11 protein-coding genes are annotated in these 13,295 nt (G+C 61.2%); 1 reads left to right on the top strand and 10 read right to left on the bottom strand.

The features are described from left to right. The first annotated feature begins 68 nt into the window (after nucleotides 1-68). Nucleotides 69-1,532: an Asp-tRNA(Asn)/Glu-tRNA(Gln) amidotransferase subunit GatB gene (gene gatB / locus WC698_06275; protein MFA6039838.1), complete on the top strand. Its 1,464-nt coding sequence runs from the start codon at nucleotides 69-71 to the stop codon at nucleotides 1,530-1,532. A gap of 272 nt (nucleotides 1,533-1,804) precedes the next feature. Here gatB and WC698_06270 read toward each other — a convergent pair whose 3' ends face one another. The 10 genes from WC698_06270 to WC698_06225 form a co-directional block, all read right to left on the bottom strand. Continuing rightward, nucleotides 1,805-2,149: a hypothetical protein gene (locus WC698_06270; protein MFA6039837.1), complete on the bottom strand. Its 345-nt coding sequence runs from the start codon at nucleotides 2,147-2,149 to the stop codon at nucleotides 1,805-1,807. 106 nt (nucleotides 2,150-2,255) lie between these two features. Beyond that, nucleotides 2,256-2,822 (bottom strand): elongation factor P, encoded by a 567-nt coding sequence (gene efp, locus WC698_06265; protein MFA6039836.1) that lies wholly within the window; start codon nucleotides 2,820-2,822, stop codon nucleotides 2,256-2,258. 131 nt (nucleotides 2,823-2,953) lie between these two features. Then, nucleotides 2,954-4,903: a DUF5667 domain-containing protein gene (locus tag WC698_06260; protein MFA6039835.1), complete on the bottom strand. Its 1,950-nt coding sequence runs from the start codon at nucleotides 4,901-4,903 to the stop codon at nucleotides 2,954-2,956. A 26-nt stretch (nucleotides 4,904-4,929) separates the two neighbouring features. After that, complete coding sequence (locus tag WC698_06255; protein MFA6039834.1) at nucleotides 4,930-5,502, bottom strand: RNA polymerase sigma factor; 573 nt, start codon at nucleotides 5,500-5,502, stop codon at nucleotides 4,930-4,932. 116 nt (nucleotides 5,503-5,618) lie between these two features. Then, a complete protein-coding gene (locus WC698_06250) occupies nucleotides 5,619-6,944 on the bottom strand; it encodes a class II fumarate hydratase (GenBank protein ID MFA6039833.1) in 1,326 nt (441 codons plus the stop codon). A gap of 33 nt (nucleotides 6,945-6,977) precedes the next feature. Next, nucleotides 6,978-8,900 (bottom strand): glutamine-hydrolyzing GMP synthase, encoded by a 1,923-nt coding sequence (gene guaA / locus WC698_06245; protein MFA6039832.1) that lies wholly within the window; start codon nucleotides 8,898-8,900, stop codon nucleotides 6,978-6,980. 19 nt (nucleotides 8,901-8,919) lie between these two features. After that, nucleotides 8,920-10,419: a hypothetical protein gene (locus WC698_06240; GenBank protein ID MFA6039831.1), complete on the bottom strand. Its 1,500-nt coding sequence runs from the start codon at nucleotides 10,417-10,419 to the stop codon at nucleotides 8,920-8,922. Between the two features lie 88 nt (nucleotides 10,420-10,507). After that, on the bottom strand, nucleotides 10,508-11,938 hold the full coding sequence (locus tag WC698_06235) for a UDP-N-acetylglucosamine 2-epimerase (protein MFA6039830.1): 1,431 nt from the start codon (nucleotides 11,936-11,938) through the stop codon (nucleotides 10,508-10,510). Between the two features lie 38 nt (nucleotides 11,939-11,976). Next, nucleotides 11,977-12,573: a transglutaminase domain-containing protein gene (locus WC698_06230; protein MFA6039829.1), complete on the bottom strand. Its 597-nt coding sequence runs from the start codon at nucleotides 12,571-12,573 to the stop codon at nucleotides 11,977-11,979. Further along, nucleotides 12,570-13,238, bottom strand: a complete 669-nt coding sequence (locus WC698_06225; protein MFA6039828.1) for a 2,3-diphosphoglycerate-dependent phosphoglycerate mutase — start codon at nucleotides 13,236-13,238, stop codon at nucleotides 12,570-12,572. The genes WC698_06230 and WC698_06225 overlap by 4 nt, the downstream gene beginning before the upstream one ends. Between the last annotated feature and the right edge of the window lie 57 nt (nucleotides 13,239-13,295).

Genomic DNA, 13,295 nt, shown 5'->3' with positions numbered 1-13,295 from the left:
CCCGGAAGGGGAGAAAGGGCTTCCCGCCTGTATCTTACGGCCTCTTTCTTGTATCTTTTGTCACGATAATGGTGGATCTGGAAATCATCATCGGCCTGGAAGTGCACGCCCAAATGAACACGAAGACGAAGATGTTCTGCGGATGCGATAACGACGCGTTCGGCAAGCCGCCCAACACCACCGTGTGCCCCATTTGTATGGGACATCCGGGGACGCTCCCCGTGCCCAACGCGCAAGCGATGGAGAAGGCCGTGCGGGCGAGCCTCGCGCTCAACCTCACCGTGAACCCCGCGAGCCACTTCGACCGCAAGCACTACTTCTATCCGGACCTTCCCGCGGGCTTCCAGATTTCCCAGTACGATTTCCCACTGGCTTCCAACGGATTCGTGGACTTCACCCTTCCAATAACTTCCCTAAGTCCTAAGTCCTCCGTCCTCAGTCCTTCCGTATGTCACTGCCGCCTCCTGCGCCTCCACGTGGAGAACGATGCGGGGAAACTGACGCACCGCGGGGAAGCGACGCTGTGCGATTACAACCGCGCGGGGACGCCGCTCATGGAGATCGTCACGGAACCGGATTTGCGGAGCGCCGCGGAAGCCGTGGCGTTCGCGGAGGAGCTGCGGAGGGTCTTGATCGCCGTGGGCTCCAGCGACGCGGACATGTTCAAGGGGATGATGCGGTTCGATGCGTCCATTTCCCTGCGGGAGAAGGGGACGGAGAAACTGAACCCCCGCAGCGAGATCAAGAACCTCAACTCCTTCAAGGCGCTGGAACGCGCGCTCTCGTACGAGGAGAAGAGGCTCCGGGAACTGTGGGCGGAGCGGAAGGGGCCGCTGAAGAACGACATCACCGTGGGCTGGCTGGACGACGAGGGGTGCACGCGCCTGCTGCGCGACAAGGAGACTTCCATGGACTACCGCTACTTCCCGGAACCGGATATCCCCCCCATGCGTTTTTCCAAGGAGGAGATCGAAGGGATCCGGAAGACCTTGCCCAAGATGCCCGCGCAATTGAAGGAAGAGTATCTCGCCCTGGGCCTCTCGGAAGCCGATGCCGCCGTGCTCGTGGACCAGCCCGTCCTCCGCGCCCACTTCGACGCCGTGCAGGCGGCGATGGGAGACGCCAAGCGCGCCGCCAGCTTGGTCCTCACGCAACTCGTCGGCTTCCTCAACGCGGCGGGGAAGTTGCCTGCGGAAGGGCCGAAGACGCAGGATATGGGGGACCTTGCCGCCGCCATCAAGGAGGGGACGATCTCCGGCAACGCGGGGAAGGACGTGCTGGAGAAGATGGTGGAGACGGGAAAGGGGCCCAAGGAGATCATCGAAGCCGCGGGCATGAAGCAGATTTCGGACACGGGCGCGCTGGAGAAGCTGGTGGATGAGGCGATCGCAGCGAATCCCCAAGCCATCGAATCCTACAGGGCGGGCAAGACCGCCGCGCTGGGCGCCATCGTCGGCTGGGTGATGAAGCAGACGAAGGGACAGGCGAACCCCAAGATGGTGAATGAGATATTGATGAAGAAGATCGTTTGAGGAGTCCGAAGATTCCGAGGAGCCCGACGAAGCGGAGCAAACCGAGGAACGCAAAAAGGAGTATACAAAACGAGAGGCATTTCCTAGGGACGGGACCCTTCGGACAGCCTCTCATCGTGATACTCCAAGTATATCACCCTCATAGGGCATGTACAGCCCTTTTCTCATGAAAAACGAGAGGGAGTAACCTTCGGACGGGACTTTGGGTGTGCCCTCATCGTGATGCATACAGGGCATCACTTCCATTTTCCCTATACAGCCCAATACTCAACTCAATACGGGGCAAACGGATACTGCTGTGTATCCTCTCGCTGTGAGGGTAAGCCTTTTTCCATCTCGCGAAATTTCTCGGCGATTGTATTCACGGCTTCTACGACTGTCTGCACTGTCCGAGCTGTGGAGTCAATATGCTGCATTGTCGCCTCGTGCGCTTTCCTGAGGAGTTCAATCCCTTGTTCCAGCTGATCGAGGCCTCTTTCCATCGCCTGATTCCTGGTAGTAATTTGCTCTGATATCCACCGAAGATCTCCATGGATGTTATCAAGGCGTTGTACAACCTCCGCCTCTGATTCTTGTGGCTCTTCATTCTCCAACGGCGGTTCTATGTTCTCTGGCATGAGGGGATGCTAGCATCCGATTGCCTGCCGTCAATCATGCACAGCCTCACTCTCGATTTTCCGCTGCTCCAATCCACAACATCAACCAGCAACCAGAAACGAGAAACTATTCGTTGACCCTCTCCATATACTCCCCCGTCTCCGTGTTCACGCGGATTTTCTCCCCCTCGTTGATGAAGAGGGGGACCGTGACTTGCAAGCCGGTCTCGGTGGTGGCGGGCTTGCCGCCTCCCGTTGCGGTATCGCCGCGGACGCCGGGGATGGTCTCCTTGATCGTCATCACCACCGTGGAAGGCATTTGGATGCCGATGGGGAGCTCCCCGAAGATCATGGCATCCATCTCGAGCCCCTCCGTAAGGTAGTCCTTGACCCCCTCCACCGTTTCCGGCTGCAGGACGAATTGGTCGTAATCGGAAAGGTTCATGAAGGTGTAGCCCTGCTCGTCATCGCCGTAGAGGAACTGCACCTTACGGAAACCCACGTCCGCTTCTTCGATCTTATCGCTCCCCTGGAAGTTCTTGGCCACCACGGCGCCGGTCTTCAAGTTCTTCAGCTTGCACTGCATGTTCGCCTTGCTCTGGCTCTTGCGCCCGAACTGCGACGCAATGATGAGGTACGGTTGGCCGTCCAACGTAATAGCCCGGCCGGGTTTGAGATCGGTGATCGTGTACATAGCTAGCAGAGTGTGCGTAGGAATTTAGAGGAAGTCAAGATAGGGGAGACAAGGTTGTAGGTGATAGGTTGTAGAACAGGAATAACTCAAAGGAAAATAGGAGCTTCTACCACCTACTACCTACTACCTATTTACTTCGATTCACTCTCCACCCGTTCCCTCGCCTTCTGGATCTCCGTACGGATGTTCTTCGCCAGACCGTTGGGGGGAAGCTTCTCCTGCAGCATGTTGAGGATGCGCCTCTCGTCGGGATGCCCCTCCACGGAACGGCACTCTACGAGCAGCTGGTTGTAGCGCGAGCGTGGCATCTTGTAGCTGAAGATGCGGTTGTACATGGCGGAAGCCGCCGCCTCCACCTCCTCCTCCGTCAGATGGCGTACCACCGGGGGGGCGGACTCATCCTGGGGCAGGTAAGGCTCCAGCGCTTGCGCCACCAGCGCCCCCGTTTGCGTATCCGCCATCTTCCCGCGGACGGTATCCGCAAAATATCCGAGTGCGGACTGCGCTTCCTTGCGCATCTCGCGGGGGGCTGAGGGATTGGAGAGGGAAGGGAGGAGCTCTTGGAACGCATCCGTGACCCCGACGAAATTGCCTTCCTGCACGCGCCGCGTGAGGGAGGCCAGCATGTCCACCACCACGCCTTCCCGGACTTCCTGGGAATTCACCACGCTGTCCGGCACGGAGGCGCTCGTCTCCAGCACCGTCTTCTTGAGGAGGTAGCTCTCGTCATCCGGAAGGGCGGCGGAAGTATCCGCCACTTCGGCGAGGAGCTGCTGCTGCACCATGGACTTGACCATGGCGTCCTGCCCGGAGCCCGTGGCCACGGAGAGGAGTGTCTCGCGGTATTCTTCCAGAGGCTTTTCCGCCACTTGCGTACCGCTGCCGGTAATGAGGAGGGCGGCGGCCTCGTTGAGGCGCGTGGAAGCCTGTTGCAGGCGCTTCTGCGTGCGGGCTTCCTCCCCGAAGGTGAAGAGCATATCCATGGCCTCGGCGACGCGCTTGACGGGATAGAGCGTGGACGTGGGCAGAATGCCTGCGTTCCGGGCGCGGCGTTCCTGCTGCAACAGCGCGATTTCCCGGCGGTGCACCGCGTCACGCTTGAGGTTCTCCTCCACCCACGCGTCCTCCTCTTCCGAAGCCGTAACGCGCCGGACGCGCGAGGCGCCGTCGGCGGTGGCGGATGCCTTCTCCCCCGCGGCGAGCGTGAGAGTCTTTCCCGCGGCTTCCACGCTCACGAGCCGGTCCCATGCCGTCACATCCAGCACAGCGGCCCCCGCATCCACGGATACACTGCCTTCGTTGACCAGCACGTCGCCGAACGTCGTACGCAACGTCCATCCCGGGCCCACGGCCGCGGGGATGAGCGCCTGCGCCCACAGCGTCCCGCGCTCCAGCGTGAGCGTGGATGCGTGCCGGGGAAGCTCGGGGCGGTCGGCAAGATCGTGGAGGATGACGGTGGTTTGGGGCGCAAGCCGCAGTACGCCGTCATCGTGGAGGATGAGCGTGGCAAACCCTTCTTCCGTACGCACTTGCGCGCCCTCCTGCAGCTTCACCTCGCCCGTAACCGGTTGCCACAGGCCGGCAATGAGCACGGACACTCGGCCTTGGGTGGGGAGGAGGAGGACAGGGGATTCCGCACGGATGGTGGAAGCGATGAAGAAGGAGGGACTGATGCGCACCGCGAGCGCCACCAGCACGAAAGCCGCCGTCCAGCGGAGGATGCGCGGGAAGAGCGAGGGGACGGCGACGGGCTCCAGCCGGGAGAGCAGGCGGCCGCGGAGGGCGCCCTGGATATCGGCGGAAGGGGAAAAGGACACGCGGACGCGATCCCAAAGACTGAGGGGCGCAGAGATGCGGGTGAGCACGGCGGCCTTCACCCTGGCTTGCATCTCGTCCGTGGGGCGGGCTTCCACCGCTTGCTGGAGTGCGGCCGGAATGCCGATCCTGCGGACAATCGCCCGCTTGAGCTCTTGCCGAGCTTCCGATGGCACGGTTACGCCTGCCGCCGCTTCCCGGAGGAGGCGTTCGATCCCTGCTGTAGAACGGTGGTGGCGGGGGAAGAGAAGAGGCACTGTGCGCATGTAGAAACGGAAAAAACGGCTTCCTGTTACGCTTCTTTGTACTCGGGGGGGAGGGATTCCTGCAGCTTTCGCAGCGCCCTAAACTTGAGGATCCGCACCGCCCCCGCCGTGAGGCGGAGGATCTTGGCCACCTCCTCGTGGGAGAGGTTTGCCATATAGGAAAGGAGGAGTACTTCCCGGTAACGGCGGGGGAGTTTCCCGAGCGCATGCCGCACCGTGCGGAGAAGATCCTTCTGCTTGGTGAGCGCATCGGCCGCGTTCATGTGGTCGGTATCCATCAATTCCTCCGATACCTCGTCGAAGGACCGCTGCGTGCGGTACGCATCCACGATCGTGTGGCGCGCGATGCGGAAGAGCCACGCGCCGAAGGGCACGTCCTTGCGGAGCTTGTAACTGTAGAGCTTCTCCCACGCCTTCACGAAGACTTCGCTCACGAGATCTTCCGTAAGCTCCTCGGGCGCGCGGAACGCCGTGTAGCGGTAGATGGGGAGGAAGAAGTGGTCGTACACCTGGCCGAACGCCTCCGTATCCCCTTCCTGGGCCTGCGCCACGAGTGCGCGGATTTCCTCTTCCCCAAGCGGACGGAGGTTCTGAGCCATGGAGCGCAGAGTATAGCACCTTTTCCCAACAACAAGAGCGGGTCTTCTTACCCGCGGCCCTGGGTATTCCTACCCACAGAACAGAGAAAGCGGCCTTCGAGGACTGTCCCGCCCCCCTACAACATCCGCTCCGGGGCAAGGATCCTCCGTAGCTCGCTCTCGGGGATCTCCGTCCTACGCTGAGCCACGGCAAGAAGTGATTCCCCCGTCTCCAGCGCTTCCTTGGCGATGGCCGCGGCGCGGTCGTAGCCGATGCGGGGAGCGAGGGCGGTGACGAGGATGGGATTACGCAGCGAGCGCGCGCGGAGGGATTCCTTGTCGGCCGCAATGCCCCGCACGCACTTTGCCGCAAAGACGCGGGAGACATTGGCGAGGAGCCGTATGCTCCTGAGGAGCGTGTGCGCCGCCACGGGCATGGCGGTGTTGAGCTCGAACTGGCTGCCGATCACCAAGGCGGCATGGACGGTGGCATCCGCCCCCGTCACTTCCATCGCCACCTGCAGCACGCTCTCGCAGAGGACGGGATTCACCTTGCCCGGCATGATGGAGGAACCCGCCTGCAGGGGAGGGAGCTGCAGCTCCGCAAGGCCGCACACGGGGCCGGATCCCATGAGGCGAATATCGCCCGCCATCTTGGTGAGCGCCGCGGCCACCTGGCGCAGCGCCGCGCTGCACGCGAGGAGCGCGAGGGGGCACGACTGCGCCGCGATGTGGTCCCCGGCTTCCCGCAGCTTCAAGCCCGTCTCCTTCCGCAGGAGACCGATGGTGCGCGGTGCGAAGGCGGGATGCGCGTTGAGGCCCGTTCCCGCCGCTGTGCCGCCGAGGGGGAGAATGCAGAGGGCGCGCAGGGCATGCTCCAGGGACTGCCTTGAGTGGGAGAGCAGCGCCGCGTAGGCGGCGAACTCGTCCCCCAACCGCACGGGGACGGCGTCCATCAGGTGCGTGCGCGCCGTCTTGATGATGGGACGGAACGCGCGCGCCTTGCGCCGCAGTTCCTTCTCCAGGAAGAGCAGGGACGGGATGAGCGCATCGCGCATGTGCAGCGCGCAGGCGAGTTGGATGGCGGAGGGGATGACGTCGTTGCTCGATTGGCATTGATTGACGTGATCGTTGGGATGGACAGGACGTGTCGGCGTAGACGCGAGCGCGGCGAGCACTTCATTCATATTCATGTTCGTGGAAGTGCCCGAGCCGGTCTGGAACACATCCACCGGAAACTGATCACCATGCGCTCCGTTGATGATCCGCCGCGCCGCCCGCGCGATTGCCTGCGCATGTGCGCGGGGGATAAGACCCAACGCCCCGTTCACCAAGGCCGCCTTCTCCTTGATGAGCGCGAGTGCGCGCAGGAATTCCTCCGGCATCGTCTCCCCCGAAATGGGGAAGTTCTGCACGGCCAGGTTTGTCTGCTTGCCGTAGAGGATCTTGGGGGAAGCTGCCATGGGCGCATGGTAGCAGAGAAGGCGGGGGCCCTCTCACTCCCACTCAATCGTCCCCGGCGGCTTCGAGGTCAAATCCAGGAACACCATGTCTATCCCCGGGATGTCGAGGATCCGCTCCGTGATGCGTTGGATGATTTTGGGGGGGAGCGCCGCGGCGTTTGCCGTCATGGCTTCTTGGGATTCCACCGGGCGGAGGACGATGGATTGCCCGCCCTTCGCGGTGCCGAAGGGAAGCAAAACCACGGGGAACTGCCACACGGTTTCGTAGAGATCCGCTCTCTTAAGCTCTTCGTTGACAACCGCATCCGCCTCACGGAGGAGATCCGCCCGTTCCCGCGTGATGGCACCGGGCGTGAAGACGAGTGCAGGAGGTTTGGAATGCGACGTGCAGAACACCACGCGGTTGAAAGCGGGGACGGTATTGGGAATGGTGGTCGCCATCGTGCGGAACGCGGGCGGGACCATGGAGGTATCGTCGGAACCGGAGAACAGCGCCACCGCATGGCGGTACGTCCTCCCATCCCCTTGCACGCCAACGGACTTCACTGGCAGTACAAGGTGCGGGATGCCCTCCGGAATATCTTCCGGCATTTCTAATTTTGCATTTCCAATTTTCCATTCCCCCACGTCTTCCCTCTCCGAGCAAAGGATCCGTACACCCAACCCCGGCCCGGGGAAGGGATGCCGCCATACAAGTTCATGGGGAAGCCCCAGCTCCTCGCCCAACTTGCGCACTTCATCCTTGTAGAGGTCCTTGAGCGGCTCCAGAACCAGGCCGGCGTCGATCATGTCCTGCACTGCCTTCACGCGGTTGTGGTGCGTCTTGATGTGGTCGGCGTGCTTCGTACCGCCCGTTTCGATGGTATCGGGATAGATCGTCCCCTGGCCCAAGAGCCACTCTCCACGTGCAGGAGCATCCGTAACGACCGAACGCTGGCCTGCACCCTCGGCTACGCCCCCCCTTCCTCCCCCGGAGGAAGGGGGACGGGGGGATGGAGGCATCAATCCCATCTCTTCACTCACCCTCTTCTGGACCTTCAAGAACGTCTCGCCGATCCGCTTCCGCTTCTCTTCGGGATCGTACACATTCTTCAGCGCGGTGAAGAATTCCCCCGACGCATCCTCGATCCGCAGGTTCGTGATCCCCAGCGGCGCAAACGCTTCGCGGATGCCTTCCACTTCCCCCTTCCGCATCAGCCCCGTATCCACCAGCAATCCCTGCACCCGATCCTTGCCCAGGACGTCATTCAGCAAGGTGAACGCCACCGTGGAATCCACGCCGCCGGAGACGAGCATGAAGACCTTGCGGTCCTGCACCTCCTTGCGTATCTGCTCCCCGATCTCCTTTGCATAACTCGCGATGGACCACGGCGCAGGCTTGCATAGCGCAACGAACCGCCCGAGCATCTCCATGCCGTGCTGCGTGTGGGTGACCTCCAAGTGGAATTGGACGCCGAAGAACTTCCGCGCCTCATCCGCCATGGCCGCCGTGGCGCAGGTGGCGGATTGGGCGGTCGTAATGAAGCCGTCGGGCACTTCCTTCACTTCGTCCCCATGGGACATCCACACGCCGAAATGCGTGGGCAAGCCGCGGAAGAGGGGGGACTCGGGCTCCATCACTTGGATATCCGCATGGCCGTACTCCTTGGCCTTCCCGGGTTTTACCGTGCCGCCGAGGGTGTGCGCAATGAGTTGGTGACCGTAGCAGATGCCCAGCACGGGAACACCAAGGTCGAAGATGGCGGGATCGATCTGAGGGCTTCCCTTTTCATACACGCTCTGCGGCCCGCCCGAAAGGATGATGCCGGCGACGCCTTTGAGCTCCTTCGCAGACGTCTCCGCAAGGCGAATCTCCGAGAACGCCCCCAGCCTGCGCACGCGGTTGCCGATGAGGTGGGCGTATTGCCCGCCGCAATCAAGGATGACGATGGAGCCGGGTTTGACGGATGCGTCCATGGGGAGAGTGTAGCAAATTTCACCGATGCGTTTCTCCCGTTTCTCCGACTCCCAGCGCCACCGCCGCCAACACCCATGCCGCATACGCCACCGCAGCGTCTTCCCATGCATGGAGAAAGAGGGCGGCTATGGAGACTCCGAGGAAAAAGAGAAATGCAACATTTGAAATGCAAAATGGGAAATGACGGTCACTTGCACTGAATTCCTGCATTTTGCATTTTGCATTTTGCATTTCTAATTGTCGGAGCACCAGCACAATCAGAGCGGCAAAGAGAGTGAAACCCACCACCCCTAGTTCCACGCCGACTTGGAGGTACCAATTCTCGGGGAGAAAGGGACAGTTGCACTGGTGATCCAACGGCTGCACCTGGGTCTCTCCCCGGAACACGCACAACTGCGGCTGGGCTTTGGCCCAGGAAGGATCGTCCTGCGGGCGGAGGAAGATGCATGGCTCACGGTTGCGGTTGGTGGCGGGCCCCGCGGACCCTAACCCCTGCCCCAGCGGATGCCGGACCATAACGCCCATCGCCTGCAGCGGCCGCGTAAGGTGCCCGCGGGAGGAGGAGAGACGGAAGAAGACGGAGGGGAAGAGAAGCGTGACCGTAAGGCCGAGGATTCCGATGATGCCGAGGATTCCGACGAACGCCTTCTTGAAGGTCCACTTCGGGAGGATCCGCGCGAGCGTGACCATCACCATCACGAACGCCGCAATCCACGCGGCGCGGGAGAAGGTGAGGAAGAGGGCGATGGCAAAGAAAAGAAACCAAAGAAACCGATGCATCCGAAGAAACCGAAGGGAAAGGTAGCCAACATCCCCTCGGTTTCTTTGGTTTCCTTGGATTCCTCGGATTCTTGCATCCGATAGAACAGAGACAAGGAACACGCCCAAGGGAAGTAACAACCACACCCCCAACTGGTTCGGCCCGCTCATCGTCGCTTGCACGCGCCGCACCCAACTCTCGCCGATCTGGTGAAACGGCGCCAGGGGACCGGAGGGATCGTAGAGGGAATGGAGGTCGGCGTAGCCCAACCACACGAAGAACTTGATGGGCAAGAAGAAGCTCACGAGACCGAGCACCGACACGACGGCGCCGACGGCGATGATCACTTTGAGAAGAAGGGACCGGAACCACGCGGACCATTCCACGCGTCGCAGGATGAGGAACGCCACGAGCGGCACAAGGTCATACTTCGCACCAAGGAGAAACTCGCCGCGGGGCACCCCATTGAGCGCACTCACGACGATCCCAAGGATGAACAGCCCCGCGATCAGCCCATCAATGGCATCCATTTCCCATTTTGCATTTTGCACTTTCAATTTTCTCTCCCTCATCATCATCTCCAAAACCGCCATCACAAGAATCACTCCGAGTAACCCGTCTTTCCACAGCGCCAGGACGGTCATCGGCGCATGGCCTTGCCCCCGGATGATCCGCGTCCCCATGGTGACGAGGAGCGCGTGGAAGGGGAGGAGTGCCAATAAGACGAGCGTCAGGGATTCGCGGAGCTTCCGAAGCATCGAAGAAATGAGAAATGCAAAATTGAAAATGAAAAATGATGAGGAATCTACTGCAGTTGGGATCATAGTACTCCGATCATTTTGCATTTTACATTTCCCATTTTGCATTCACCCCCAGCCTTCCCTCCTCATCCCGAAACACCTCCTCCTTCTTAAGAATCTTATCCACCACATCAATGCACCTCTTGCTCACGTTCTCCCCGTAGAGCTTGGGCGCCTTCCGCATCTCCTCATTGTCCCACGCGTACTCGATGATGCGCTTGATGCCCACGGAATCCACCGGCGGCGCGATGAGGTTGCCTCCCCCCATGGCGGATTCGCTCCGGTCCGAGCCGAACCGCAGCGTGACGCACGGCACGCCGAGAATGTTCATCTCCTCCTGCATGGAACCGGAATCGGTGGCGCACACGGAGGCCTTCATCATGGCGGCGATCACGTCGCCGTACTGCGGCCAGACGGGGGAGTAGATGAAGTTCGCATGCTTTTCCGCCAAGGCTTCCACTTCCGCTTTGAGGTCCAGACGCAGCAGCGCCGATTCGGTTTGGAAGAGGGAAATGAGGAGCACGCCCCGGCCTTCTTCGATGAGGGACTTCATGGCGCCATAGATGGCCAGGAAGCGCCTGTCCGAAGCGCAGTTCTCCCTCCGATGGATGCAGAAGCGGACGAAGTTCCCCTCCTTGAGGCGCGGATACTTGTTGAAGATTTCGCTCCCCTTCGCACGCTCCACCGCCTCCAGCGTGGCATCCGCGACGGAATTGCCCACCACCGCGATGCGGTCCTCCGGGAAACCTTCTCCGATGAGGAACTCGCGGTCCAGTTCCACGGGGGCGAGGTGGATGCCCGTGCCCGCCTCGCTGCAACGCGTGTTGAACTGCTCGGGGTACGGTTCCAAGCTCCCGCGCTCCCAGTTCTTCCGCTCCATCAAGAATTGCCTCCAGCCCTGAATATCCGAAAATTCCCATCTCCTTCGTCCTAAGTCCGGAGCCTGCCCCTCGTAGCCCCGCTCCGCGGGGCGAAGTGGGGTCCTAAGTCCTTTCTCAGATTCCTCCTGAACCGAGAACCATTTCTGATATGCAGGTGATAGAGTCCGTATCCCCGCTTCCACGTGCACCGACGCGAACCCATGGCAGTACCCGGCATTCGATGCAGCCATGGCCGTGGTGGTATCCCCATGGACGTACGGGACCACGGTCTTCCCGCGCTTCTTCAGTTCCTCCATCACCCACCCCAGCCGCCCGATGATCTGGCTCACCACTTCGTACATGGATCCGCGGACGTTCAAGTTGAAATCCGGCTCCACGCCGAACTCCTTGAGCATGCCGCCGCTCAGGTTATCCGAATAATGCTGGCCGGTGTGGCCGAGGAGGACCAGGTGGCCTCGTTCGCGCAACTTCCGATAGAGGGGAACCTGTTTGATGATATCCGGCTTCGTGGCGATCATCACCAAATGCACGCGTTTCTCCTTTCGGGAACCGATGTCATCGAAGAACGACGGTGAGCGGAAACTGACCTCCTGCATGGGGAAAGAGTAGCGGAATCGGGAGGGAGAATCATCCCTTACCGCAACGATGCCACCCACGCGATGAACTCGCGCAGAAAGTGCTCCTGCGCCCCCCGCTGCTCCGGCGTGAGGAGGTTCTGAAGCTCATCAACTTTCGCCTGGATATCCGCCCCGTCCCAGCGTTCCAGTATCTTGACGGCATGGAAGGAATTCTCACCCTCCCAATCCTCCGGGAACGTCCAGAAGCCGTGGGGCTTGAGCGCCGGATCCCACGTGAGGTCCACATCAATCCACTGGCCATCGACCTGCACCTGCGCGAACGTGTGGTTCTGCGGCCAGTGGTGGTCTTCCAGGAACGCCTTGAGTTGCGGCGGATACAGGATCTCCTGCTCCTGCCAATGGAACGTGCAGACGACGGGGCGCGCCTCGATGCCGAGTTGCCGGCACCCTTCCAGGAATACGCGGTGCTTGCCACGGCACGTCCCCACGCCCTTGGCCATCACGTCCGCGATCGTCCGCGCCTCCCCCCAGGGGATCGCCGCAACCGCGTGCGCCAGTTCGATGAGTGCGATATCCGGTTCCGAGGGATCGACGTGATGCTCCGCGAGGAAGGCGGCGACCGATTGATGCTCATGATCGGCGACGGAGGTCATAGGCGCCCTTCGGAAACGTTCGCCTCCGTCAGCGATGCCCCCTTCGTCACGATCCCGGGCACTTCCATCACTTCCTTCCCCGTCATCTTCTCCCCCTCCAGGGTATAAACGTAGGGAGTACACAGGCCGATTTCCATCTTGGCCGCCTCCTCGGGATCCATATTTTCCAGGTGCTTGATGATGGGACGGAGGCTGTTGCCGTGCGCCGCAATGAGGACCGTTTCGCCGTCGCGAAGATGGGGAAGCACGTACTGGAGGAAGAACGGCTTCGTACGCCGCTCGCAATCCTCGTGGCTCTCACCGTTCGGCGGCCGGGTTGCATAACTCCGGCGCCACTGTTGCACCTGCTCCTCCCCGTACTTCTTCACCGTTTCCGCCTTGTTGAGCCCCTGCAAGTCACCGTAGTGGCGTTCGTTGAGCGCCGAATCCATGAGGACGGGGATATCCGCCTGGCCGAGCGTGTTGAGGATGAGGTCCAGCGTCTCATTCGCCCGGATGAGCCGCGAGGTGAACGCCCGGTGGAAGCGGAACTTCTTCAACGCCTTCCCCGCCGCCTCCGCATCCTTGCGCCCGCGTTCAGTAAGGGGCTGGTCCGTCCAGCCCGTGAAGCGGTTCTCCAAGTTCCATTGGGATTGTCCGTGACGGATAAGGACGAGAGTTCCCATATGGAAGCCAGTATAGCAGAGATGGCCTCAATCGCCTAATTGTGATATAATAAGACC

The sequence above is a fragment of the Candidatus Peribacteraceae bacterium genome (genome assembly GCA_041661065.1).
Taxonomy (GTDB): Bacteria; Patescibacteriota; Gracilibacteria; order Peribacterales; family Peribacteraceae; genus CAIKAD01.
Note: the sequence above shows the minus strand (reverse complement) of the source record. Positions and strands in the feature narration are given on the sequence as shown.